Source organism: Streptomyces sp. 5K101 (assembly GCF_046506645.1).
Taxonomy (GTDB): Bacteria; Actinomycetota; Actinomycetes; order Streptomycetales; family Streptomycetaceae; genus Streptomyces.
In genome coordinates, this window is record NZ_JBKFFO010000009.1 from 188,294 (window position 1) to 212,270 (window position 23,977).

General features: G+C 73.1%; 20 protein-coding genes and 1 pseudogene. 11 read left to right on the forward strand and 10 right to left on the reverse strand.

The window, feature by feature from the left end; all coding sequences use genetic code 11:
* Position 1 precedes the first annotated feature (1 nt).
* Positions 2-1,201, reverse strand: a complete 1,200-nt coding sequence (locus ACLB9X_RS19220; protein WP_410361608.1) for an NAD(P)/FAD-dependent oxidoreductase — start codon at positions 1,199-1,201, stop codon at positions 2-4.
* Between the two features lie 202 nt (positions 1,202-1,403).
* On the opposite strand from ACLB9X_RS19220, the gene ACLB9X_RS19225 reads away from it, so the two are divergent.
* Positions 1,404-2,189: a sulfite exporter TauE/SafE family protein gene (locus tag ACLB9X_RS19225; protein WP_410361609.1), complete on the forward strand. Its 786-nt coding sequence runs from the start codon at positions 1,404-1,406 to the stop codon at positions 2,187-2,189.
* Positions 2,190-2,352: 163 nt separating this feature from the next.
* Here the strand turns inward: ACLB9X_RS19225 and ACLB9X_RS19230 are convergent, their stop codons facing one another.
* Entirely contained in the window at positions 2,353-2,553 is a 201-nt protein-coding gene (locus ACLB9X_RS19230; RefSeq protein WP_410361730.1) for a hypothetical protein, read from the reverse strand.
* A gap of 249 nt (positions 2,554-2,802) precedes the next feature.
* Here ACLB9X_RS19230 and ACLB9X_RS19235 point away from each other — a divergent pair, with 249 nt between their 5' ends.
* The 3 genes from ACLB9X_RS19235 (at position 2,803) to ACLB9X_RS19245 (ending at position 4,314) form a co-directional block, all read left to right on the forward strand.
* Positions 2,803-3,426, forward strand: a complete 624-nt coding sequence (locus ACLB9X_RS19235) for an NADPH-dependent FMN reductase (protein WP_410361610.1) — start codon at positions 2,803-2,805, stop codon at positions 3,424-3,426.
* Between the two features lie 109 nt (positions 3,427-3,535).
* Positions 3,536-3,877, forward strand: coding sequence for a divalent-cation tolerance protein CutA (gene cutA / locus ACLB9X_RS19240; RefSeq protein WP_410361611.1), 342 nt, complete (start codon positions 3,536-3,538; stop codon positions 3,875-3,877).
* Complete coding sequence (locus tag ACLB9X_RS19245) at positions 3,847-4,314, forward strand: gamma-glutamylcyclotransferase family protein (protein ID WP_410361612.1); 468 nt, start codon at positions 3,847-3,849, stop codon at positions 4,312-4,314. Before cutA ends, ACLB9X_RS19245 begins: the two co-directional genes overlap by 31 nt.
* A gap of 151 nt (positions 4,315-4,465) precedes the next feature.
* Here ACLB9X_RS19245 and ACLB9X_RS19250 read toward each other — a convergent pair whose 3' ends face one another.
* Positions 4,466-6,568, reverse strand: a complete 2,103-nt coding sequence (locus ACLB9X_RS19250; RefSeq protein ID WP_410361613.1) for a molybdopterin oxidoreductase family protein — start codon at positions 6,566-6,568, stop codon at positions 4,466-4,468.
* A gap of 188 nt (positions 6,569-6,756) precedes the next feature.
* Here ACLB9X_RS19250 and ACLB9X_RS19255 point away from each other — a divergent pair, with 188 nt between their 5' ends.
* On the forward strand, positions 6,757-7,341 hold the full coding sequence (locus tag ACLB9X_RS19255) for a TIGR03086 family metal-binding protein (RefSeq protein WP_410361614.1): 585 nt from the start codon (positions 6,757-6,759) through the stop codon (positions 7,339-7,341).
* Here the strand turns inward: ACLB9X_RS19255 and ACLB9X_RS19260 are convergent.
* The gene (locus ACLB9X_RS19260) at positions 7,338-8,021 is read right to left on the reverse strand and encodes a vancomycin high temperature exclusion protein (protein WP_410361615.1); all 684 of its coding nucleotides are present in this window, start codon (positions 8,019-8,021) and stop codon (positions 7,338-7,340) included. The genes ACLB9X_RS19255 and ACLB9X_RS19260 overlap by 4 nt on opposite strands.
* Before the next feature lie 56 nt (positions 8,022-8,077).
* On the opposite strand from ACLB9X_RS19260, the gene ACLB9X_RS19265 reads away from it, so the two are divergent.
* The 5 genes and pseudogenes from ACLB9X_RS19265 (at position 8,078) to dnaG (ending at position 14,974) form a co-directional block, all read left to right on the forward strand.
* A complete protein-coding gene (locus ACLB9X_RS19265; RefSeq protein WP_410361616.1) occupies positions 8,078-9,130 on the forward strand; it encodes a hypothetical protein in 1,053 nt (350 codons plus the stop codon).
* A pseudogene (locus ACLB9X_RS19270) lies at positions 9,105-10,057 on the forward strand (sirohydrochlorin chelatase). Before ACLB9X_RS19265 ends, ACLB9X_RS19270 begins: the two are co-directional and overlap by 26 nt.
* 70 nt (positions 10,058-10,127) lie before the next feature.
* Positions 10,128-11,555 carry a deoxyguanosinetriphosphate triphosphohydrolase gene (locus ACLB9X_RS19275; protein ID WP_410361617.1) on the forward strand — a complete coding sequence of 476 codons (1,428 nt, stop codon included), beginning with the start codon at positions 10,128-10,130 and terminating at the stop codon, positions 11,553-11,555.
* A 214-nt stretch (positions 11,556-11,769) separates the two neighbouring features.
* On the forward strand, positions 11,770-13,032 hold the full coding sequence (locus ACLB9X_RS19280; protein WP_410361618.1) for an NAD(P)/FAD-dependent oxidoreductase: 1,263 nt from the start codon (positions 11,770-11,772) through the stop codon (positions 13,030-13,032).
* Positions 13,033-13,066: 34 nt separating this feature from the next.
* Complete coding sequence (dnaG, locus tag ACLB9X_RS19285; RefSeq protein ID WP_410361619.1) at positions 13,067-14,974, forward strand: DNA primase; 1,908 nt, start codon at positions 13,067-13,069, stop codon at positions 14,972-14,974.
* A gap of 173 nt (positions 14,975-15,147) precedes the next feature.
* Here dnaG and ACLB9X_RS19290 read toward each other — a convergent pair whose 3' ends face one another.
* Complete coding sequence (locus ACLB9X_RS19290) at positions 15,148-16,128, reverse strand: nucleotidyl transferase AbiEii/AbiGii toxin family protein (protein ID WP_410361620.1); 981 nt, start codon at positions 16,126-16,128, stop codon at positions 15,148-15,150.
* Complete coding sequence (locus ACLB9X_RS19295) at positions 16,125-16,736, reverse strand: hypothetical protein (protein WP_410361621.1); 612 nt, start codon at positions 16,734-16,736, stop codon at positions 16,125-16,127. Before ACLB9X_RS19295 ends, ACLB9X_RS19290 begins: the two co-directional genes overlap by 4 nt.
* Positions 16,737-16,939: 203 nt before the next feature.
* Here ACLB9X_RS19295 and ACLB9X_RS19300 point away from each other — a divergent pair, with 203 nt between their 5' ends.
* Complete coding sequence (locus ACLB9X_RS19300) at positions 16,940-18,043, forward strand: RNA polymerase sigma factor (protein ID WP_410361725.1); 1,104 nt, start codon at positions 16,940-16,942, stop codon at positions 18,041-18,043.
* A gap of 264 nt (positions 18,044-18,307) precedes the next feature.
* Here the strand turns inward: ACLB9X_RS19300 and ACLB9X_RS19305 are convergent, their stop codons facing one another.
* From ACLB9X_RS19305 to ACLB9X_RS19320, 4 genes are all read right to left on the reverse strand, one after another.
* Positions 18,308-20,215, reverse strand: coding sequence for an ABC transporter ATP-binding protein (locus ACLB9X_RS19305; RefSeq protein ID WP_410361726.1), 1,908 nt, complete (start codon positions 20,213-20,215; stop codon positions 18,308-18,310).
* Between the two features lie 20 nt (positions 20,216-20,235).
* Positions 20,236-21,969, reverse strand: a complete 1,734-nt coding sequence (locus ACLB9X_RS19310) for an ABC transporter ATP-binding protein (RefSeq protein WP_410361727.1) — start codon at positions 21,967-21,969, stop codon at positions 20,236-20,238.
* Positions 21,970-22,073: 104 nt separating this feature from the next.
* The gene (locus tag ACLB9X_RS19315) at positions 22,074-23,519 is read right to left on the reverse strand and encodes an FGGY family carbohydrate kinase (protein WP_410361622.1); all 1,446 of its coding nucleotides are present in this window, start codon (positions 23,517-23,519) and stop codon (positions 22,074-22,076) included.
* Positions 23,520-23,618: 99 nt separating this feature from the next.
* The gene (locus ACLB9X_RS19320; RefSeq protein WP_410361623.1) at positions 23,619-23,918 is read right to left on the reverse strand and encodes a YtxH domain-containing protein; all 300 of its coding nucleotides are present in this window, start codon (positions 23,916-23,918) and stop codon (positions 23,619-23,621) included.
* Positions 23,919-23,977: the final 59 nt, after the last annotated feature.

The window sequence follows — 23,977 nt, forward strand, 5'->3', positions numbered from 1 at the left end:
GTCAGAGGCCTCCATCATTGGTGAGCAGGTGGAGCAGGGGCACGGAGTCGGGAAGGGCCTCGTCGCCCTCCCAGGCTCGGGCGAGTGCGCCGACCGACGCGAGATCCCCGAGCAGCACCCCGCCGACGAGCCGGTCGCCGCGGACGACGACCTTGCGGTACGCGCCCCGGGTGGCATCGGCGAGCTGGACGACGTCGTCGCCGGGACGGGGTGTGGGGTCGCCGAAGGCGGCGAGGTCGAGCGGGCTCGTCGCCGAGGCGAGCGTGAGCCGGGTCAGGGCCCGGGTGCCGGTGTAGCGGGCGGTGGTGCCGGACCTGAGCACGGACGCGAGGACGTCGGCCTGTTCGATGGCCGGGCCCGCGAGGCCGTGGACCACGCCGTCGTGCTCGGCGCAGTCGCCGATGGCGTGGATGTACGGATCGGAGGTGCGCAGCTCGTCGTCGACGACGATGCCCCGGCGCACCGTGAGCCCCGCGTCCGCCGCGAGCCCGACGCGGGGGCGTACCCCGCAGGCCAGCACCACGAGTTCGGCGTCGAGCGCGAAGCCGTCGGCGAGCACCACGGCGCTCACCGCGTCGTCCGCGCCGGTGCGCAGTCCGCGCACCCGGCACTCGGTGTGCACCTCGACGCCCAGGGCCTCCAGGTGGCTGCGCAGCAGCGTGGACGCGGAGACGTCGAGCTGGCGCTCCATGAGGTGCTCGCCCTGCTGGGCGAGCACCACCTTGCCGCCGCGCTCGGCGAGCGCCCGGGCCGCGGAGACGCCGAGCAGCCCGCCGCCGACGACGACGGCCCGGGTGCCGGGGCGGACGGCCCGCGACAGGGCCGCGCAGTCGTCCAGGGTGCGGAAGGGGTGCACGCCCTCGGGGAGGCCGGGGCCGATGCCGCGCAGCGGCGGCAGTACCGGGTTGGAACCGGTCGCGAGGACCAGCCGGTCGTAGCCGACCGTCGTGCCGTCCGCGCAGTGCACGAGCCGGCGTTCGCGGTCGATGGACGTCGCCCGCACGCCGCGCCGCACGGGCACCTCGGGCAGGGCGATCACCTCGGGCCCGTACCGCCCCGCGAGCACCTCGGCGAGCAGCACCCGGTTGTACGGGGCGTGCTGCTCCTCGCCGATGACGGTGACGCGAACGCCCGTGCCCAGCTGCCGCGCGAGCCGCGCGCCTGCTGTCCCGCCGCCGATCACCACGATGTCCGAAGTCATGCAAGCAGCGTGCGTCGCCGGTGTTACCCGGCAGGTTCCCTTCTGTTTCCCGCGCGGAACGCTGCCCTCAGCGGGGGCGCCGGGCGGGTGTGAGGGGCCGCCGCTCACAGGCGGCTGCCCGCCCGTCACGCAAAGCTCAGCAGACGCTCAAGAAACAGAAGTCCGTTGGACGCTGCATGCAGCCCGTCCATAGGGTCACCATGTGCCCGACATATCACTGACCACGCTGGTCGTCCTCTGTCTCGCCGCCGCGGCGGCCGGCTGGATCGACGCGGTGGTGGGCGGCGGGGGACTGCTGCTCCTGCCCGCCCTGCTGCTCGGACTGCCGAACGTCTCGGCCGCCAACGTCCTCGGCACCAACAAGGCCGTCGCGATCGTCGGCACCACGGGCGCGGCCGTCACCTATGTACGCAAGGCGCCCGTGCAGGTGAAGACAGCCGTGCGGATCGGACTCGCGGCCGTCGCGGGCTCCATGGGCGGCGCCTTCTTCGCGGCCGGGATCAGCAGCGACGTCCTGCGCCCCGTGATCATGGTCGTGCTGCTCGGGGTGGCGGCCTTCGTGATGCTGCGGCCCACTTTCGGCACGGTGACCGACGAGGCGCGCCGCCGTGTGAGCCGGACCCGCACCGTCGCGGCGATCGTCCTGGTCGGCGGCGGTATCGGCTTCTACGACGGCCTGTTCGGGCCGGGCACGGGCACCTTTCTGGTCCTGGCGCTGACCGCCGTGCTCCACCTGGACCTGGTGACCGCCTCCGCGACCGCCAAGATCGTCAACGTCTGCACCAACGCCGGCGCGCTGGCGATGTTCGCGTACCAGGGCACCGTGCTGTGGCAACTGGCTGCGGTCATGGCGGTCTTCAACCTGGCCGGTGGCATGATCGGTGCCCGGATGGCCCTGCAGAAGGGCAGTGAGTTCGTGCGCGGTGTGCTGCTCGTCGTCGTCTTCTCCCTGGTCGCCAAGCTCGGCTTCGACCAGTGGAACGCGTAGGGCGGGCCGTCCCTCGGACCCTGCCGTCCCGGCGCGCCCTGCCGCTGGTCTCCCCTCCGGAAGCCGGCGGGGAGCCGTAAACGGCTCGCACCCCGCCCCCGTCGGCTCGGGGCCGGACGGGAGCGGGGGCTCGGGCGGTGCGGGATCCGGGGGAACCGGCCCGTCAGCTGTCCTGCGCGCCGCTCGCCCGGCGGCGCAGGAGCAGTGTCCCGCCGACGGCGGCCGCGGCGATGACCGCCGCGCCCGCCGCGATCTGGGTGGTGTCCGGTCCGACGCTGCCGCCGGCCCTGGTCGGCGGGGAGCCGAGACCTGTCGAGGCGACGACCGGCGCGGGGCCGGTCACCGGGCGGGCGATCGTGCGCATGGGAGTCCTCCGGGAGCGCGTGACGCGGAGTCCGTCTGTTTCGAGGTAATGGCCGGGCCGCGCCGCATGCCTGCTGATAGCGCATCAGATTCACCGGCCCGGAACGGTGTGTCGTGCTGGACGCGCCGCGTTGTCGCAGGTCACCGCCGGGGGCTGCGCATTCGGGTGGCATGCCCTCCGGGCGCGCTGAACGGGTGAGCCCCACGGCCGCTTGACCTCAACCCAACTTGAGGTACCACGCTCTTCCCCATGGACCTCAACACGCCTGAGAACACCGCCGTCACCTCTGCCGACCGGGCCCCGCTCCAGCTCGCCGTCATCGTCGGCAGCAACCGCGAGGGACGCTTCGGGCCCGTCGTCGCCGACTGGTTCCTCTCCCGTGCCGCCGGTCGCGAGGACTTCACCGTCGACCTCGTGGACCTCGCCGAGACGGCACTGCCCACGTCCCTGTCCTACAGCCCGTCGCCCGCCGTCACCGCCGAACTCGCCAAGGTCACGCCCAGGCTGGCCGCCGCCGACGCCTTCGTCGTCCTCACCCCCGAGTACAACCACTCCTTCCCCGCCTCTCTCAAGTCCCTCATCGACTGGCACTACGGCGAATGGCAGGCCAAGCCGGTCGGCTTCGTCTCCTACGGCGGCGTGTCCGGCGGGCTGCGTGCCGTCGAACACCTGCGGCAGGTCTTCGCCGAGCTCCACGCCGTCACCGTCCGCGACACGGTCTCCTTCCACAACGCCGGCGCCCACTTCGACGACGAGGGCAACCACCGCGACCCGGCCGCCCCCGACGCCGCCGCCAAGACGATGCTCGACCAGCTCGCCTGGTGGGGCACCGCCCTGCGGTCCGCCAAGGCCGCGCACCCGTACGCGGCCTGAGGAACGGACCGGGCGCGGGCGGGCGGCGCGAAGGGGACCGGGTGATGCGTACCGTGGCAGGCACGGGCGCGTCCCCGTGCCCCAGCCGCCTACCGAAGGAGCCCCCGCCGTGGAGCAACAGCCCGCCGCGCCTGAGCTGCTCGCCGTGCTGACCACCACCGACAGCGCCGAGAAGGCGCACGAGCTGGCGCAGGGCGCGGTGGAGGCCAGACTTGCCGCCTGCGCGCAGGTCTCCGCACCGATTACCTCCGTCTACCACTGGCAGAACGCCATCGAGCGCGCCGAGGAGTGGCAGATCCTCTTCAAGACCACCCCGGCCTGCTACGACGCCCTGGAAGCACACCTGACCGCCGCGCACGACTACGACACCCCGGAGATCATCGCCTTCCCGGTGGTCCGCGCGAGCGCCGCGTACACGGCATGGGTGCAGGCGGAGACGAAGACGCCGTGACCGAGCAGCTGCCCTTCTTCGTCTACGGCACCCTGCGGCCCGGCGAGCCCAACCACGACCTGTTCCTCGCCGGCCGCACCTGCGCCGAGGAGCCCGCGACACTGCCAGGCGCGCTGCTGTACGACGGGCCCGGCTACCCGTACCTGGTCGAGGACGGGCGGGAGGGCGGACAGGTCGCGGGCGCGTGCGTGACCGTCGCGCCCGGGGAGTACGACCGGCTGCTCCGGACGCTCGACCAGCTGGAGGACTTCATCGCCCCGGGCCACCCGCGCAACGTGTACGAGCGGGTGGCCCGCGAGGTGCTCCTCGCGGACGGCACCGCGCTGCCCGCCTGGGTCTACGTCGCCGCCGGAGGCGTGGCGCGCGACCTCGCGGCACGCGGCCGGCGCATAGCGGGCGGCGACTGGTGCGGCCGTGCGGGAGCGGCGGGGGTGTGAACGGGGCGGGTGACGGGTCGGCGCCGGTCGCCGGGGGCCGCGCGCACGGTGACCGGGCTGGTGCCGCGCCGACGGCGCGGACGCCGGACCGGGCGGACCTGAGAGGGACCGGCCCGCCGCCTCCGCAGGGACAGGGCGGACCTGCGGCCGGTCAGGCCGCCGCCTCCACGCGGACCGCGCAGACCTTGAACTCCGGCATCCGGGACGTCGGGTCGAGCGCCGGGTTGGTCACCGTGTTCGCCCGGCCCTCGCCGGGCCAGTGGAACGGCATGAACACCGTGTCCGGCCTGATCCCGTTGGTGATCCGGGCCGGCCCCACCGCGCGCCCGCGCCGCGAGACCACCGCCACCGGGTCGCCCTCCGCGGCGCCGATGCGCTCGGCCAGCTGCGGATGCAGCTCCACGAACGGGCCCGGCGCCGCCGCATTCAGCTCGTCGACGCGGCGCGTCTGCGACCCCGACTGGTACTGGGCGACCACCCGCCCGGTGGTCAGCAGCACCGGGTACTCGGCGTCCGGCTCCTCCGCGGCGGGCCGGTGTCCCACCGGCACGAACCGCGCCCGCCCGTCGTCCGTGGCGAAGCGGTCGAGGAACAGCCGCGGCGTCCCGGGATGCACCTCCGCCCCGTCCTGCGACGCGGGCGCCGGGCACGGCCAGAACACCCCGTCCTCCTCGGCGATCCTGCGGTAGCTGATCCCCGAGTAGTCCGCGAGACCACCCGCCGATGCCCGGCGCAGCTCGTCGAAGACCTCCTCCGGGTCGGCGGAGAAGCCCTTCTCGTGGCCCAGCAGTCCCGCGAGGGCGCCGAGCACCTGGAGATCGCTGCGCACACCGGGCGGCGCGTCGACCGCGCGGCGCCGCAGCAGCACCCTGCCCTCCAGGTTGGTCATCGTGCCGGTCTCCTCTGCCCACTGCGTCACCGGCAGCACCACGTCCGCGAGTGCGGCGGTCTCCGACAGGACCACGTCGGCCACGGCCAGGAAGTCGAGCGATGTCAGCCGCTCCTCGACGTGCGCGGCGCGCGGCGCCGACACCACCGGGTTCGAGCCCATCAGCAGCAGCGACTTCACGTCCGTGCCGAGCGCGTCCAGCAGCTCGTAGGCGCTGCGCCCCGGGCCCGGCAGCGTCTCGGGCGCCACACCCCACACCTCGGCGACATGGGCCCGGGCCGCCGGGTCGTCCAGCCTGCGGTAGCCGGGCAGCTGGTCGGCCTTCTGGCCGTGCTCGCGGCCGCCCTGCCCGTTGCCCTGCCCGGTCAGACAGCCGTAGCCGGACAGCGGCCGGCCGGCCCGGCCGGTGGCCAGGCACAGGTTGATCCAGGCGCTGACCGTGTCCGTGCCCTTCGACTGCTGCTCGGGTCCGCGTGCGGTGAGCACCATGCCGGTGGGCGCGTCGCAGAACATCCGTACCGCCTCGCGCAGCTGGGGCACGCCGACGCCGGTGATCCGCTCGACGAGCTCGGGCCAGTGCGCCATCGCCGCGGCGCGGGCGTCCGCCCAGCCGCTCGTGCGCTCCTCGATGAACTCCTCGTCCGTCCGCCCCTCGGCGACGACCAGGTGCAGCAGCCCGAGGGCGAGCGCCAGGTCGGTGCCGGGGCGGGGTGCCAGATGGAGGTCGGCCTGCTCGGCGGTCCGCGTGCGCCGCGGGTCGACGACGATCAGTGCGCCGCCGTTCTCCTTCAGTTCCGTCAGGTAGCGCAGCGCGGGCGGCATGGTCTCGGCGAGGTTGGAGCCGACGAGGATCACGCACCCGGTCCGCGGGATGTCCTCCAGCGGGAACGGCAGACCGCGGTCCAGGCCGAACGCCTTGTTGTGCGCGGCGGCCGCCGACGACATGCAGAAGCGGCCGTTGTAGTCGATCTGCGAGGTGCCGAGCACGACCCGGGCGAACTTGCCCAGTGTGTACGCCTTCTCGTTGGTGAGCCCGCCGCCGCCGAAGACGCCCACCGCGTCCGGGCCGTGGGCCTCGCGCGTGCGGCGCAGTCCGTCGGCGATCGTACGCAGAGCCTCCTCCCAGGTGGCCGGCTCGAGCCGGCCTGTGGCGTGGGATCGGATGAGCGGCTCGGTCAGGCGCACCCGGGAGGAGAGCAGGGCGGGGGAGGTGCGGCCCTTGCCGCACAGCGCCCCCCGGTTCACGGGGAAGTCCGGGCGTTCCACCACCTCGACGACCGCATCGGCCGCCGTGCCGCCGCGCAGATTCATGCCGCACTGCAGGGCGCAGTAGGGACAGTGGGTCGGGATGGTCTCGTCGCGCATGACGCCCAGCGTGGAACATCCTTGTTACGCCGACGGGCGCGGCGCATTACGACCGGGGTACGCCGCCCTCCGCACGCGCCACCGTTCCCGGTGAGGCCCGGAGGCTCCGATGCCCCGCGCCTGGGGCGCTGACACGCGGCATCGCCGGACGCTCGCATCCGCGCGCCGGGCGCGCGACAGTGAGCCGCATGACGAACGACGACGCGGCAGACCTCCTCGCCCGGCACTCCGAGGCGCTCGCCCTCTTCACCGACCGGGTGCACGCGGTGCGCAAGGACCAGTGGGACGATCCGACGCCGTGCACCGAGTGGACCGTACGCGACCTGGTCAACCACCTCACGGCCGAGCAGCTGTGGGTGCCCGACCTGGTCACCGACGGGGCGACCGTCGAGGACGTGGGCGACGCGTACGACGGCGATGTGCTCGGCGCGCGCCCGCGCGCCGCGTGGGATGCGGCCGCACGGGCGGCCCGCAAGGCGTTCGCCGCGGACGGCGCGCTGGAGCGGACCGTGCAGCTCTCGTATGGCGAGACACCGGCTGTCGCCTACTGCTCGCAGATGACCGCGGACGCGGTGGTGCACGCCTGGGACCTGTCCCGGGCGATCGGCGCGCCCGAGCGGCTGCCCGACGCGCTCGTGGCCTTCGCGCTGGAGGAGGTCACCCCGTACGCGGACCAGCTCGCCGCGTCGGGGCTGTTCGCGCCGCCGATCGAGCCGCCGCCGGGCGACAGCGCCCAGTCCCTGCTCCTGGCGATGCTGGGCCGCCGGGGCTAGTGCGCCCGGCCGCGCCCGGCCGCCTCCAGGGCCTCCCGTACGCCCGGCTCCTTCGCCCCGAGGAACGTCGGGTCGGGCCGCAGAAGGGCGTCGAGCGACCCCTTGCCCGCCGCGAACACCTCCCGGACCCCGCCGTAGTACCAGGTCACGTCGTGCGGCTCGGCGACCCCGACGCCGTACGACTCGACCCCGGCGGAACGGCACAGGGCGACGGCCCGGCGGATGTGGAAGCCCTGTGTCACCAGCACCGCGCGCTCGACGCCGAAGATTTCCTTCGCCCGGACGCAGGAGTCCCAGGTGTCGAAACCGGCGTAGTCGCTGACGATCCGCCCGTCCGGCACGCCGCGCTCCGTCAGATACGCGCGCATCGCGTCGGGCTCGTCGTACTCGACCCGGCTGTTGTCGCCGGTGACGAGGACGACCTTGACCTTGCCCGCGCGGTAGAGCTCGGCGGCGGCGTCGAGGCGGTGGGCAAGGTAGGGGGTGGGCCGGCCGTTCCACAGACCGGCCCCGAAGACCACGGCGACGTCCTGCGCGGGCACGTCGGCGACGGCGCGGACCCGGCTGTCGGCGACGGCGTGCATCCAGGTCGCGGGCGCGAGCGCGAGCACGCAGCCGAGCATGACGGCCTGGACGGTTCGCCGCTGAGCGCGGCGCGAGATCTTCCGGAAACCCCTCACGGGACGTCAGACGCGGGTCCCGGGAAAACGGTTCGCCCCGTGCCCTTCCTGTGGGCATGATCACCGCCGTGACGGACGACAGGGCGCTGCGAGCGGCCCACAACAACGCAGCCTGGTGCGAGACCATGTGCCGCGCCCACGGCCTGCCGGGCGCCTTCGCCCCGCGCGCCTGGACGAACCCCCGCAGGACGCCGCCGCTGTATCCGGACGCGGTGACACTGACCCCCGACGCATCCGCCGCCGACGCCCTCGCCGGCATCGACACCGCGTCGCCGGGCGCCTCGGTCAAGGACAGCTTCGCGTGCCTGGACCTGACGGCGGCGGGGTTCGAGTTGCTCTTCGAGGCACAGTGGCTGTACCGCCCGGCGGGCCTGCCCGCGCCCGCGGCGCAACAGGAGTGGTCCCCGGTGGCGACGGCCGCGGAACTGGCCGAGTGGGCGACGGCGTGGGACGGCGGCCGGGGTCTCGACGGCGTGTTCCGCACGGAGCTGCTGTCCGACCCGGCGACGACCGTCCTCGTGGCACGCGACGGGGACGGCCGGGTGAGCGCGGGAGCGGTGCTGAGCACGAGCCCCGGAGCGGCGGGGATCTCCAACCTCTTCACCTCGGACGACGACCTGGACGCGGCCTGGGCGGGCTGCGTGTCGGCGGTGACCGCACGCTGCCCGGACGTCCCGGTGGTCGGCTACGAACACGGCGACGACCTGGCAGCGGCGTTGGCCACGGGCTGCGAGCCCGCGGGCGACCTGCGGGTCTGGACACCTCGGCGGCAGCGCGCGAAGCGCGGTACGGCGCCGTGCCCGTCAGGCCACAGGGCCACGGGGTCTGCGGCGGAGCCCCATGCAACCCACCCGCGGCCGACAGGCCGTAGGGCGCGCGAAGCGCGGTACGGCGCCCGTGCCCGTCAGGGCACAGGGCCAGCGGGGCCTGGGGCGGAGCCCCGGTTTCGGGAAGGGGCGGGGTGGGGGACGGCCCCGCGCAGCGGCCCCCTGCGCACCGCCCCCACCCCCACCGTGAGCCCGGTGAAAACACCCGTCACCCCCGCGCAACACACCGGCAACCTACGGCCGTCACCATCGGTTCATGACGGAGCCGGAAGACCTTCGTGAGTCCCTGCCCCTCCAGCCCGCGATGCCCCGCGACAGCGCCGCGCAGTTCGACACCACCGCTCAGCTGCTGACGCGCATCACCGCTCAGCTCGGCACCCAGCTGAGTCACGTCCGACTGAACGGAACCCGCAGCGCATGCCCCAGGCCTACCAACGCCCGTCCGAATCCCACCCGGCCCAGCCCCGGCCGGCCCTCGTCGCCGTAGCCCACGGCAGTCGCGACCCGCGCGCCCTGCGCACCGTCTCCGCGCTGCTCGAACGGGTCCGCGAACTCCGGCCCGGTCTCGACGTCCGGCTCGGGCACATAGAGCTGAACGAGCCGCTGCTCCCCGACACCCTCGCCGGGCTGCGGGGCGCGCCCGCCGTCCTCGTGCCGCTGCTCCTCAGCCGCGGCTACCACGTGAAGCACGACCTGCCGCAGGCCGCCGCGGCCGCGCCCGGCGCCGGCGCGGACATCCGCATCGCCCGTCCCCTCGGCCCGCACCCCCTGCTGGTCGAGGCCCTGTACTCCCGGCTCACCGAGGCCGGCTGGCGCGACACGGACAGCAGCAGCCGCAGCACCGGCGTCGTCCTCGCCTCCGCCGGGTCGCGTGACCCCGAGTCCGCCGAGGACACCCGCCGCATGGCGCAGATGCTCGGCGAACGCCTCGGCGGCGTACCCGTCGTCGCCGCGTACGCCTCCGCGCTCGCGCCCACCGTCCCCGCCGCCGTCCGCGCGCTCACCGCCCGCGGCCGGCACCGGATCGCCGTCGCCTCCTACTTCGCCGCACCGGGCCTCTTCGCGGCCCGCAGCGCCGCCGCCGCACCCTGGATCGCCGCCGACCCGCTCGGCACACACCCGGCGCTCGCCCGCCTGCTGCTCCACCGTTACGACGAGGCGCGCACCCGCCCGTACGCCCTGCACGCCCAGGAGCTGTCCGCCGCCTGAGCAGCCGCCGGGGCGGCGGCCCGCGGCCTTCCTGGTCCCCTCTGTCGGCCCCGCCGGTTACCTTCGGTGCATGGATGGCACTGGCACCACCGGCACCAACGGCAACACCTGGCCGCCCGACCCCCAGGCACCCACCCCACACGCCCGCGAGACGCCCGCTCCGGGGACCGGGACCGGGATCAGGGCCAGGACCCCCGAGGCGTACGCCTCCGATTCCTCCGCACCCGACGGCTACGGCACCGCGGACGCCGAGCGCTTCGCGCCCGAGCCGGACAAGCGGCCCGGTCGCACGGCCTTCCAGCGCGACCGCGCCCGCGTCCTGCACTCGTCCGCGCTGCGCCGCCTCGCCGGCAAGACGCAGGTCGTCACCCCCGGCACCCGCAGCCACGCCTGGGACGCCAGTCCCCGCACCCGGCTGACGCACTCGCTGGAGTGCGCCCAGATCGGGCGCGAGCTCGGCGCGGCGCTCGGCTGCGACCCGGACCTCGTCGAGGCGGCCTGCCTCGCCCACGACCTGGGCCACCCCCCGTTCGGCCACAACGGCGAGCAGGCGCTCAACGAATTCGCCGAGGACTGCGGCGGCTTCGAGGGCAACGCCCAGTCGCTGCGGCTGCTCACCCGTATCGAGCCCAAGCGGTTCGTCCCCGTGGACGGCCACGACGAGCCCGTCAGCGTCGGGCTCAACCTCACCCGGGCCGCGCTGGACGCCGCCACCAAGTACCCCTGGCCGCGCGGCGGACACCCCACCGACCCGTCCTCGGGGAAGTTCGGGGTGTACGAGGACGACCTGCCGGTCTTCGCCTGGGTGCGCCGCGGCGCACCGGCGCACCGCAAGTGCTTCGAGGCGCAGGTCATGGACTGGTCCGACGACGTGGCGTACTCGGTGCACGACTTCGAGGACGGGCTGCACGCCGGGCACATCGACCCCAACTGCCTGCTGTCCCCGGCCGAGCGCGAGGGGATCTGGGCCGTCGCCGTGGGCCGTTACGTGTCGAAGGACACCGACCCCGAGGAGCTGTCGGAAGCGCTCGACCGGCTGATCGACGAGCCCTGGTGGCCGCACCACTACGACGGCTCGGCCGTCGCCCAGGCCCGGCTCAAGGACGCGACCAGCCAGCTCATCGGGAGGTTTGCGCTGGCCGCCGAGGGCGCCACCCGCCATGCGTTCGGCAGCGGCGGGCTCACCCGGTACGAGGCCGAGCTCGTCGTCCCGCCCGCCACGCGCAACGAATGCGCCGTCCTCAAGGCCGTCGCCGACCGCTATGTGATGCAGCGCGCCGAGCAGGAGGCGCTCCGCGCCGACCAGCGCATCGTGCTGGCCGAGCTGGCCGGCGCGCTCACCGCCCGGGCGCCGGAAGGACTGGAGCCGCAGTTCCGGGCGCTGTTCGAGGCCGCGCCCGACGACCGGGCCCGCAAGCGCGTGATCGTCGACCAGATCGCCTCGCTCACCGACGCCTCCGCCCGCACGCTGCACGCCCGCCTGCTCCTGCGCCGCTGACCCCGCCGACACCCGCACCCTGCACGCCCGCCTGCTCCTGCGCCGCTGACCCCCGCGACAGCGGCTCCCCCGAGTACGGTGATCGTTTGTCGATTCGTCCGGTTTGACACGCCCGAGGGGCACTCCCTCTTCCGCCGCCACGCTCGGTGCGGGACGCTCGCTGAAGGCCGAGCGGCGCAGAGACAAACAGTGCAGGGACTCTAGGAGGCATCACGTGGTCGACGCACATCGGACCTTCGTCATCGTCGGCGGTGGACTGGCCGGGGCCAAGGCCGCGGAGACCCTCCGCGCGGAGGGGTTCACCGGGCGAGTGATCCTCATCGGCGACGAACGCGACCACCCGTACGAACGGCCGCCGCTGTCCAAGGGCTTCCTCACGGGCAAGGAGGAACGCGACAGCGTCTTCGTCCACGAGCCGGGCTGGTACGCGCAGGCGGACGTCGAGCTGCACCTCGGCCAGCCGGTGGTGTCCATCGACCGCGCGGCCAAGTCCGTCCGCCTCGGCGACGGGGCCGTCGTCCACTACGACAAACTGCTGCTCGCCACCGGCGCCGAGCCGCGCCGCCTCCACATCCCCGGCACCGGCCTCGCCGGAGTCCACCACCTGCGCCGGCTCGCCCACGCCGACCGGCTGCGCGGCGTCCTCGCCGCGCTCGGCCGGGAGAACGGCCACCTGGTCATCGCGGGAGCCGGCTGGATCGGCCTGGAGGTCGCCGCCGCGGCCCGCGATTACGGCGCCGAGGTGACCGTCGTGGAACCGGAGGCCACCCCCCTCCACCAGGTCATCGGGCCCGAGCTCGGCCAGGTCTTCGCCGAGCTGCACCGCGAGCGCGGCGTCCGTTTCCACTTCGGCGCCCGCCTCACCGAGATCACCGGCCAGGACGGCATGGTGCTCGCCGTGCGTACGGACGACGGTGAGGAGCACCCCGCCCACGAGGTGCTCGCTGCGATCGGCGCCGCCCCGCGCACCGCGCTCGCCGAGGGCGCGGGGCTCGCGCTCGCGGACCGGGCGCACGGCGGCGGCATCGCCGTCGACGCGAGCCTGCGCACCTCGGACCCCGACATCTACGCGGCCGGTGACGTCGCCGCCGCCCAGCACCCGCTGATCGGCGCCCGCCTGCGCGTCGAGCACTGGGCGAACGCGCTGAACGGCGGCCCGGCCGCCGCCCGCGCCATGCTCGGCCGGGACGTCAGCTACGACCGCGTCCCGTACTTCTTCTCCGACCAGTACGACCTGGGCATGGAGTACAGCGGCTGGGCGCCCCCCGGGTCGTACGACCAGGTCGTGCTGCGCGGCGACGTCGGCAAGCGCGAGTTCATCGCATTCTGGCTGAGCGGGGGCCGGGTGCTGGCGGGGATGAACGTCAATGTGTGGGACGTCACCGAGACCGTCCAGCAGCTCATCCGGTCCAAGGCCCGCGTGGACGCCCAGGCGCTGGGCGACCCGAGCGTCCCGCTCGCGGAGCTCGGCGGCTGAGGGCGCTGTCCCCGCGCCACCGTAGAATTCACGCGTGGCAGGCAGGATCAACGATGACGACGTGAAGGCGGTGCGGGACGCGGTCCCGATCGACGCCGTCGTGTCCGAGTACCTCCAGCTGCGCAACGCGGGCGGCGGCAACCTCAAGGGGCTGTGCCCCTTCCACGACGAGAAGTCACCCTCCTTCCAGGTCAGCCCGAGCAAGGGACTGTTCCACTGCTTCGGCTGCCAGGAAGGCGGCGACACCATCGCCTTCGTGATGAAGATCGACCACCTGTCCTTCTCGGAGACGGTCGAGCGCCTTGCCGCCCAGGCGGGCATCACCCTGCGCTACGAGGAGGGCGGGTACAACCCCACCCACCAGCGCGGCGAGCGGATCCGCCTCGTCGAGGCGCACAAGATCGCCGCCGAGTTCTACGTCGGGCAGCTCGACGGCCCCGAGGCCGAGATCGGCCGGAAGTTCCTCGCCGAGCGCGGCTTCGACCAGGCGGCCGCCCAGCACTTCGGCGTCGGCTACAGCCCGGCCGGCTGGGACCACCTCACCCGCTACCTGCGCGGCAAGGGCTTCAGCGACAAGGAGCTCGTCCTCTCCGGCCTCTCCCAGGACGGCCGGCGCGGCCCCATCGACCGCTTCCGCGGCCGGCTGATGTGGCCCATCCGCGACATCACGGGCGAGGTCGTCGGCTTCGGCGCCCGCAAGCTGCGCGACGACGACAACGGCCCGAAGTACCTGAACACCCCCGAGACCGCGATCTACAAGAAGTCGCACGTCCTGTACGGCATCGACCTCGCCAAGAAGGAGATCGCCCGCACCAGCCGGGCGGTCGTCGTCGAGGGGTACACGGACGTGATGGCCTGCCACCTGGCGGGCGTCACCACCGCGATCGCGACCTGTGGCACGGCGTTCGGCGGCGACCACATCAAAATCTTGCGCCGGCTGCTGATGGACAACGCCACCGCCGAGGTGATCTTCACCTTCGACGGTGACGCGGCCGGTCAGAAGGCCGCGCTGCGGGCTTTCGAGGACGACCAGAAGTTCGCCGCCGAGACGTCCATCGCGATCACCCCCGGCGGCATGGACCCGTGCGAGCTGCGGCTCGCCGAGGGTGACGCGTCGGTGCAGAAGCTGGTCGAATCCCGCACGCCGCTCTTCGAGTTCGCCATCCGGCAGATGGTGGCCCGGCACAATCTGGAGACCCCCGCCGGGCGCGCCGCCGCACTCGACGAGGCCGCCCCCGTCGTCGCCGGCATCAAGAACATCGCGATCCAGCACGAGTCGGCCGTCCAGCTCGCCGGCATGCTCGGGATCCTCGACACGCAGTTCGTGGTCAAGCGCGTGGCGCAACTGGCTCGTTGGGCCCGAGAGCGCGGCCGCGGCGGCCCGGAGAGGCCTGGGCCCGCGCGGCCGCAGCAGCAGGTCCAGGCACCGTCGCCGCCCCAGCACGCGTCCGGGCCCGCGCTCAACCTGCGCAGCCCCGCCCACCGCACCGAGCGCGAACTGCTCAAGCTCGCCCTCCAGTACCCGGCCCTGGTCTCGCCGGCCTTCGACGCCTACGGGGTCGACGAGTTCACCGCCCCGCCCTACGCGGCCGTGCGCCAGACCATCGAGGACGCGGGCGGAGCCGAGCAGGGCGCCGGGGACACCCCCGGCTACCTGGCCCGCGTCCGCGACGCCGCGCCGAACGACACGGTGCGCGCCCTCGTCACCGAGCTCGCGGTGGAAGCGGTCCACGGCAGGACCGTCGACGAGGCGTACGCGGGCGAGCAGCTCGTCCAGGTCCGGCTGCGCGCGGTGGACCGCCGCATCCGCGACATCCAGGGCACGATGGCCCGCCTGGGAAGCACCCCCGACCCCGAGCGGTACGCGGCCGTGGCCAACGAGCTCTGGGTCCTCCAGCAGTACGCCCAGTCCCTCCGCAACCAGGGCGCGTCGGCGCTGTAGCAGCATCCACTCGGCCGGCTCGGCGAATCCGTCGGCGGAGAGTGACCCCGGCGGTCGGGCCGCCCTGGCCGGTCGTCCTCGGCCGACTCGCACGAGGTCCGTGTGCCCGCTCCTCGCGGCCGGTCCCGGAACGGGGCGCGACGTCAGGTTCCCCGCCGAGACGGCCCCAGGGGTTACCGTTCGTGCGCGAAGGTCGGGGCGAGCGCCGTCAGCAGCCGTTGCGCGTACACCCGCTCGTCGTCCGCGAACTGGGGATAGTCCGCGGCGAAGTGGTCCCACTCCACGTCGCGGACGGCTTCCTCGACGTCCTCGAACAGGACTGTCTTCCGGTACGGGTACGGCCATTCGCCGGTCAGCCGGAACACCTCGTGCAGCAGTTCGGGGCACAGCGGGTGGCGTTCCGCGAGCAGGGCGGCGTCGTAGAGGTCCTTGCCCTGCGCGTAGCAGTCGGTCAGCAGCCACTGGACCTTCCACGCCAGTGACAATTCCGGGCCGGCCGTCCGCAGCTCGGTGCCGGCGACCGTTGTGCGCACCGGCTCCTCGGGCAGGTGCTCGTTGAAGACGAAGTCGAGCTGCACCTGCCCGTCGGGCAGGCCCGGAACGGACCACGGCAGCACCATCCGGCGGCCCGGCACCCGGTCGTACGTCCAGATGTACTCGGACTCGGCGCCGCCCGCGTCGATCGTCAGCGGGCCGCCCCGCTCCTGGGCCGCGCGCTGGGCGGCCGACGCGATCCCGGCCAGCATGGTGCCGGTGCGCTCCTCTTCGATGTTCCAGTCGGCGGGCACGACCACGAAGTCGAGATCCTTCGGCTCGCGTGCCTCCCCCGGGAACCAGGCCGCCATCAGCATGCTGCCGCGCAGCACCAGCGAATCGGCCCACCCCGACCGGGAGACGGCGGCGAGGACCGTGTCGAGCGCGGCGCGCCGGGCCGACCGCCAGGCCGCGGCATCGGGCGTGACAGCGTCCAACGGCCGGAACGCCCTGGTGAAATGCTTGAGCGCCGGATCGAAGACCAGGTGCTGCGCGCCCTTGTGGTCCATGCCCACCCGCAGGGTGCGCGGCAGTTCCGTGGTGCGCCGCTCGATGTCCGCCCTGGACTCGGCCAGATCCTCCGGCCCACCCGGAATCGGCCGTCTGCCTGCCTGCGTCACTGTGCCGCCCCCTCCTCGATCCACCCGTCGTCCACCGACAGGTCACTGTCGTACAGCACGAACTCCCGCTCCTCGGAAAGGATGTCGTGACCCGCCGACCGCAACTCCGCGACCAGCGCGTCGCATGCCCCGCCCGCTTCCGCCGCGGACACCCCGTGACAGCGCTGCGTCACGAACCGCTCGTGCCGTCCGCCGCCGGACACCCTGCGCGCGTTCCACGACAGGTGCGCCCCGTGCCGCACGGCCAGCGCGGCGAGCGCCTCGCGGTCGAAGTCCCGGTCGAGCAGCAGCTTCACGTGGTGCTCGAAGTACCCGTCCGCGGCCGCCGCGACCTCCGGTGACCACGGCATGGTCTCGATCTTCACCCGCACCGGGGCGAAGCCGGCCGACCGCAGCCGTTCCACCAGCCGCTCCGCGGTGGCCCGTTGGGCCGCGAATCCGTCGTGGCCCTTCAGGGTCAGCATCGGCTGGGAGACCATCCGGCCCCGCGCCAGCTCGATGTGGGTCACCTTCAGCCCGGCGGCGTGCGCCCAGGCGTCCAGCCTCTCCTCCCCGCCGGCTCCGCAGCGCACGGTCACATGGGTCTCGTACTCACAGCTCTTGTGCACCGGCAGATACTCCCAGACTCCCGTACGCCGGGCACCCGAGTAACCGACCGGTCACGCACGGGTCGCAAAAAGTCACCGCACGCCCCTCGTGGCAGGGATGTGTCGTACCCCACACTGGGGGCGGTGCCTGAGCCCTCGGAGTTGCCGCACGCCCCCGGCCGGCAGCGAACACCCTGGAGGTCGCCCCCGTGCAGACCCAGACCCTGACCGAGACCGACGCCGCCGTGGCCGTCGCCACGGCCGCCGTCGAGCAGGTGCCCGTACAGGGCCGGCCGGCGCGGCACCCGGAGGCGGTGCCGGACCCCGCGGACGCGAGCGCGACCGCGGACGAGGCCCCCGGCGAACTCGAACTGCCCGAGCCGCCCCGGCCCGTGGCCCGCGCCGCCGAGGGGTCGGGGCCGTCCTCCGACCTGTTCCGCCAGTACCTGCGCGAGATCGGCCGCATCCCGCTGCTCACCGCGGCCGAGGAGGTCGAGCTGGCGCGGCGCGTCGAGGCGGGCCTCTTCGCCGAGGAGAAGCTGGCGAGCACGCCCGACCCGGACTCCCGGCTCGCGGTCGACCTCGACCGGCTGGTCGTCATGGGCCGGGTCGCCAAGCGCCGTCTGATCGAGGCCAACCTCCGCCTCGTCGTCTCCGTCGCCAAGCGCTACGTGGGCCGCGGGCTCACCATGCTCGACCTCGTCCAGGAGGGGAACCTGGGCCTGATCCGGGCCGTCGAGAAGTTCGACTACGCCCGCGGCTACAAGTTCTCGACGTACGCGACGTGGTGGATCCGCCAGGCCATGTCCCGGGCGCTCGCCGACCAGGCCCGCACGATCCGGGTGCCGGTCCATGTCGTGGAGCTGATCAACCGCGTGGTCCGCGTACAGCGCCGGATGCTTCAGGAGCGGGGCTACGAGCCGACGCCCGAGGAGGTCGCCGCCCAGCTCGACCTGCCGCCCGAGCGGGTCGGCGAGGTGCTGCGCCTCGCGCAGGAACCGGTGTCGCTGCACGCGCCGGTGGGCGAGGAGGACGATGTCGCCCTCGGCGACCTGATCGAGGACGGCGACGCCGCGTCGCCGGTCGAGTCGGCGTCCTTCCTGCTCCTGCGCGAGCACCTGGAGGCGGTGCTGTCCACGCTCGGCGAACGCGAACGCAAGGTGGTCCAACTGCGCTACGGCCTGGCCGACGGCCGCCCCCGCACGCTGGAGGAGATCGGCCGCCTCTTCGGCGTGACGCGCGAACGCATCCGCCAGATCGAGTCCAAGACCCTGACCAAACTCCGCGACCACGCGTTCGCCGACCAACTCCGCGGCTACCTCGACTGACGCGCCCCGCCCGCGCCCCTGCGTGTAGCGCCCCCCCGGGGGCCGCTGCCCCGAACCCGATGCCGCGTCGCCGCGCGGCCGCGACGTGGCCGGATCTCATACCCGGGGGTCGGGCGCATCCCACAGGGGCGAGCCGCGCCATCGGGGCCGCGGCGTTCCTGCCCGGCGGGACAGGCACTCCCACTGAGCCCGCGCAGCAAGGGCTCTCCGTGGGCAGCCGGGTCCGGGGCGGAGTCCCGGTTGTGGGGAGGGCCGGGATGGGGGCTACTCCACCTCGACCACCGCCTGCGCGAACTGCGCCGCGTACAGCCGCGCGTACGCCCCCTCCGCCGCCAACAGCTCCTCGTGCGTCCCCTGCTCGACGATCGACCCGTCCTCCATCACCAGGATCACGTCCGCGTCCCGGATCGTGGAGAGCCGGTGGGCGATCACAAAGCTCGTGCGGCCGTGGGCCAGGCGGGCCATCGCCTTCTGGATCAGCACCTCCGTACGTGTGTCGACCGAGCTCGTCGCCTCGTCCAGCACCAGGATCACCGGGTCGGACAGGAACGCCCGCGCGATCGTGATCAGCTGCTTCTCGCCGGCGCTCACCCCCGAGCCCTCGTCGTCGATCACCGTGTCGTAGCCGTCGGGCAGGGTGCGGATGAACCGGTCCGCGTGCGCCGCGCGAGCCGCCTCCTCGATCTCCTCCCGGGTCACCTTTCCCGAGGCGCCGTACGCGATGTTCTCCGCGATCGTGCCGCCGAACAGCCAGGTGTCCTGCAGCACCATGCCTATGCCCGACCGCAGGTCCTCGCGGGACATCTTGGCGATGTCGACCCCGTCGAGCGAGATCCGCCCGCCGGTCACCTCGTAGAACCGCATCAGCAGATTGACCAGCGTCGTCTTGCCCGCGCCCGTCGGGCCGACGATCGCGACGGTGTGCCCCGGTTCGACGGCGAGCGACAGGTCCTCGATCAGCGGCTTCTCCGGGTCGTAGCGGAACGCCACCTTCTCCAGCGACACCCGGCCCTGGGTCCGCTCGGGCCGCTCGACGGACGGCGCGTCCGGCTCCTGCTCCTGCGCGTCCAGCAGTTCGAAGATTCGCTCGGCGGACGCGACACCCGACTGCACCAGGTTCGCCATGGAGGCGACCTGTGTCAGCGGCATCGAGAACTGGCGCGAGTACTGGATGAACGCCTGCACGTCACCGATGGAGAGCGAGCCGGACGCGACCCGCAGCCCGCCGACGACGGCGACCAGCACATAGTTCAGGTTGGAGACGAAGAGCATCAGCGGCTGCATCATCCCGCTGTTGAACTGCGCCTTGAAGCCGGCCTCGTACAGCGCCTCGTTCTGCTCGGCGAAAGCCTGCGCCGACTCCTTCTGCCGTCCGAAGACCTTCACCAGCGCGTGACCGGTGTACATCTCCTCGACGTGCGCGTTCAGCGCGCCCGTCGACTTCCACTGGGCGACGAAGTGCGGCTGTGACCGCTTGCCGACCCGCGTCGCCACGTACACCGACACCGGCACGGTGACGAGCGCGACCAGCGCCAGCAGCGGCGAGATCCAGAACATCATCGCCAGCACGCCGACGATCGTGAGCAGCGAGTTGATCAGCTGGCCCATCGACTGCTGGAGGGTCTGCGAGATGTTGTCGATGTCGTTGGTGGCACGGCTGAGCACCTCGCCGCGCTTGGCCTTGTCGAAGTACGACAGGGGCAGCCGCGACAGCTTCGCCTGCACGTCCTCGCGCATCCGGTACACGGTCCGGTTGATCACCTTGATCGACAGCCGCGTCGACACCAGCATCAGCAGGCCCGCCGCCACGTACACGGCGAGGGCCGCCAGGAGCACGTTGCCCACGGCGGTGAAGTCGATGCCCTCGCCCGGGGTGAAGTCCACTTTGGAGAGCATGTCGGCGAGCCCGTCGTCGCCCTTCGCCCGCAGGCCCTCGACCGCCTGCTCCTTGGTCGTGCCGTCGGCCATCTCCCGGCCGACCACGCCGGCGAAGACGAGGTCGGTCGCCATGCCGAGGATCTTGGGCCCGATCACGTTCAGCGCGACGCTCAGCACACCGGCCGCCAGCATCCACCACAGCGCGGCCCGCTCGGGCGCCAGCTGTCGCAGCAGGCGTTTGCCCGAGCCCTTGAAGTCCATCGACCGCTCGCCGGGACTCTGGCCCGCCATCATCCGTGCAGCAGGTCCCCCGCTCATGCGGCCTCCGCCTCCGTCAGCTGCGAGAGCACGATCTCTCGGTACGTCTCATTGCCCTGCATCAACTCGTAGTGGGTGCCCGACCCCACGACCCGCCCCTCGTCCAGCACCACGATCCGGTCCGCGTCACGGATCGTCGACACCCGCTGGGCGACGATCACGACCGTCGCCTCGGCGGTCTCGCGCGCCAGCGCGGCCCGCAGCGCCGCGTCCGTCGCGTAGTCGAGCGCGGAGAAGGAGTCGTCGAAGAGGTAGATCTCCGGTCGCTGCACCAGGGTGCGGGCAATTGCAAGCCGCTGGCGCTGGCCGCCGGAGACGTTGGTCCCGCCCTGGGCGACGGGCGCGTTCAGCCCGCCCTCGAGGCCACGGACGAAGTCGGCCGCCTGCGCCACCTCCAGCGCCTGCCACAACTCGTCGTCCGTCGCGTCCGGCTTCCCGTAGCGCAGGTTGGTCGCCACCGTGCCGGAGAACAGGTACGGCTTCTGCGGCACGAGCCCGACCGTGCGCGCCATCAGCTCCTGGTCCAGCTCCCGCACGTCCACGCCGTCGACGAGCACCTCGCCGCCCGTCGCGTCGAACAGCCGCGGCACCAGCCCCAGCAGCGTCGACTTGCCGCTGCCGGTCGAGCCTATGATCGCGGTGGTCTCGCCCGGCCGCGCCACCAGATCGATGTCGCGCAGCACCGGCTCCTCGGCGCCGGGGTAGCAGAACTCCACGCCGCGCACCTCAAGACGGCCGCGGGCGCGCAGCTCACGCACGGGCGCGCTCGGCGGCACGACGCTGGAGTCGGTGTCCAGCACCTCCTGGATGCGCTCGGCGCACACCTCGGCACGCGGCACCATCATGAACATGAAGGTGGCCATCATCACGGCCATCACGATCTGCATCAGGTACGCGAGGAAGGCCGTCAGCGCGCCGATCTGGATGGCGCCGCTGTCGATGCGGTGCGCGCCGAACCAGACGACGGCGATGGAGGACACGTTCACCACGGTCATCACGGTGGGGAACATGAGCGCCATCAGCCGGCCGGTGGACATCGACACGTCCGTCAGCTCGTCGTTCGCCCCGCGGAAGCGCTCCTTCTCGTACGGGTCCCGGACGAAGGCACGGATGACGCGATTGCCGGTGATCTGCTCGCGCAGCACCCTGTTCACCGTGTCGAGCCGCTCCTGCATGGTGCGGAACAGGGGCCGCATCTTCTTGACGATCAGCGACACCGCGATGCCGAGGACCGGCACGACCGCCAGCAGCACGGCCGACAGCGGCACGTCCTGCCCCAGCGCCAGCACGATGCCGCCGACGCACATGATCGGCGCCGACACCATCAGCGTGAACGCCATCAGCACCAGCATCTGGACCTGCTGGACGTCGTTCGTCGTCCGCGTGATCAGGGACGGCGCACCGAAGTGGCCGACCTCGCGGGCGGAGAATCTCTGCACCCGCGCGAACACGTCGGCCCGCACGTCCCGTCCGAGGGCGGCGGCGGTCCGGGCCCCGTAGAAGACGGCCCCGATGTTGCACAGGACCTGGACCACGCTGATGCCGATCATCAGCGCGCCGACGGTCAGGATGTGACCGGTGTCCCCGGTGACGACACCGTTGTCGATGACGTCGGCGTTGAGGGTCGGCAGATAGAGGGTGGCGCTGGTCTGCAGCAGCTGCAGCGCCACCAGCAGGGCGATCGGTTTCTTGTACGGACTCAGATAAATCCGCAGCAGTCTTATCAGCACGTGCGGTCTCTCGGGCTCGGCAAGATCGGCGGTCACCTCATCTTCCGGCACCCGGTCGCCGAAACCCCAAGGGTTTTCCCCAAGCCCGAGTCAAAAGCGGATTGTCATACCGACGAGCTGAACGCCCCCGGGTGGATCTGGTCCCGCGTCGCCCCGTACTGCTGGCGCACCGCCTTGCCCACCGCGGCCTGCTCGCCCGCCTCGAAGACCTGCGCGGCAGCGCCCTGCCAGGCCGGCGGCGCCTGCGGGGACAGCGTCCCGCGTGCGGCCCCCAGCGCCCACGCCGCCTGCCGGGCCGCACCCAGGGCCGCGTAGTCCGCCGGCTGCGGCACGACGAGCTGCGTCCCGAAGATGGAGGGGGCGATGGCCTGGACGGCGGGCAGTTCGGCAGCCGCCCCGAGCAGGAACACGCGGCGCACGTCGACCCCGCGCCCGCGCAGCACGTCCAGCGCGTCGGCCAGCGAACAGAGCATGCCCTCGAACGAGGCCCGCGCCAGGTGCTCCGGCTTCATCGACTCACGCCGCAGTCCGCTCAGCGTGCCCGCCGTATGCGGCAGTTGGGGAGTGCGTTCGCCCTCCAGGTACGGCAGCAGCACCAGGCCGGACGAGCCGGGCGTCGACTTCAGGGCGAGCGCCGACAGCTCGGCGAGGTCGGCCGTGCCCAGCAGCTCGGCGGTCCCGCGCAGCGCCCGTACGGCATTGAGGGTGTGCACGACCGGCAGCTGCATCCCGGTCGCGTCGGCGAAGGAGGTGATCATGCCGGTCGGGTCGGCCAGCGCCTCGTGGTGCACGGCCATCACGGAACCGGACGCCCCCAGCGACACCACCGCGTCGCCGGTGCCGACGCCGAGCCCGAACGCGGCCGCCATGGTCTCCCCGGTGCCCGCCGAGATCAGCAGGCCCTCCGGCGTGGTCCCGGCGGCGTCCGCGGGGCCCAGCACCTCGGGCAGCGCACACGGGTGCCCGAGCGCGAGCTCGACGAGGTCGGAACGGTACGAGCCGGTGGCCGCTGACCAGTAGCCGGTGCCGGAGGCGCCGCCGCGGTCGGTGGTCCGGCGGGCGGGGCGGCCGAGCAGCTGCCACACCAGCCAGTCGTGCGGCTGCAGCACGGCCGCCACCCGCTGCGCGGCCTCCGCCTCGCTTCGGGCCAGCCAGCGCAGCTTGGCCACGGGCTGAGCGGCCTGCGGCACCGAACCGACGGCCTCCGCCCACGCCTGCCGCCCGCCGAGCGCGTCGATCAGATCGGCCGCCGCGACCTGCGCCCGCTTGTCGTTGCCGAGCAGCGCGGGCCGCACCAGGCCGCCCTGCGCGTCGAGCGTGATCAGGCCGTGCTGCTGGGCGGAGACACCGATGGCCTCCACGCCCTCCAGCAGACCCCCGCCGGCCGCCTCGCCGAGCGAGAGCAGCCACGCCTGCGGATCGATCTCGGTGGCCTTGGCCTCGACGGGATGCGGCGCGTACCCCTGGCGCAGCACTGCGCCTGTGTCCGCGTCGCAGACGACTATGCGTGTGAACGCGGACGAGCTGTCCAATCCGGCGACTATCCCCATGTCCGGAATTCTGCCGTACGCCGGGAGCGGTCTGGTCGTGTACCGCCGGTCCGGCGCCCGAAACGGGCGCTGCCGCCGGTTCTCCGGCGGCAGCGCGTGTCAGGTGTTGCTCGTTCCCCACTCGTCCTCGCCGCCGGAGCCCCGCTCCCGCAGCGCGCGCACCCGCTGGGCGACCGAATCCGGCACGCGGTCGCCGACCTTGTCGCTCACGGCGTGGAACGCCCTGCCCGCCGCCTCGCGTCCGTTGTGGGCCGCCGACTCGGCCGCGTTGCGCACCGCAGGGTTCTGGGAGAACTGCCGCACGGACCTCTTGAGCTGCTCGTAGCGCTCGCGGCCGGCCCGTGTGCCGATCACGTAGCCGATCGCCAGCCCCACGACGAACGTGAGCTTGTACCGCATGGGTGTCACCTTCCGTTGCGTCGGTGCTGCCCGCCTACCCGTCGAGGCCCGTGATCACC

Excerpts from the sequence above, each read along its gene's own strand:
- ACLB9X_RS19220 (WP_410361608.1), bottom strand. The coding sequence starts at position 1,201 with ATGACTTCGGACATCGTGGTGATCGGCGGCGGGACAGCAGGCGCGCGG.
- ACLB9X_RS19230 (WP_410361730.1), bottom strand. The coding sequence starts at position 2,553 with ATGCGCACGATCGCCCGCCCGGTGACCGGCCCCGCGCCGGTCGTCGCC.
- ACLB9X_RS19235 (WP_410361610.1), top strand. The coding sequence starts at position 2,803 with ATGGACCTCAACACGCCTGAGAACACCGCCGTCACCTCTGCCGACCGG.
- ACLB9X_RS19245 (WP_410361612.1), top strand. The coding sequence starts at position 3,847 with ATGGGTGCAGGCGGAGACGAAGACGCCGTGACCGAGCAGCTGCCCTTC.
- ACLB9X_RS19250 (WP_410361613.1), bottom strand. The coding sequence starts at position 6,568 with ATGCGCGACGAGACCATCCCGACCCACTGTCCCTACTGCGCCCTGCAG.
- ACLB9X_RS19255 (WP_410361614.1), top strand. The coding sequence starts at position 6,757 with ATGACGAACGACGACGCGGCAGACCTCCTCGCCCGGCACTCCGAGGCG.
- ACLB9X_RS19265 (WP_410361616.1), top strand. The coding sequence starts at position 8,078 with ATGATCACCGCCGTGACGGACGACAGGGCGCTGCGAGCGGCCCACAAC.
- ACLB9X_RS19275 (WP_410361617.1), top strand. The coding sequence starts at position 10,128 with ATGGATGGCACTGGCACCACCGGCACCAACGGCAACACCTGGCCGCCC.
- ACLB9X_RS19305 (WP_410361726.1), bottom strand. The coding sequence starts at position 20,215 with ATGATGGCGGGCCAGAGTCCCGGCGAGCGGTCGATGGACTTCAAGGGC.
- ACLB9X_RS19315 (WP_410361622.1), bottom strand. The coding sequence starts at position 23,519 with ATGGGGATAGTCGCCGGATTGGACAGCTCGTCCGCGTTCACACGCATA.
- ACLB9X_RS19320 (WP_410361623.1), bottom strand. The coding sequence starts at position 23,918 with ATGCGGTACAAGCTCACGTTCGTCGTGGGGCTGGCGATCGGCTACGTG.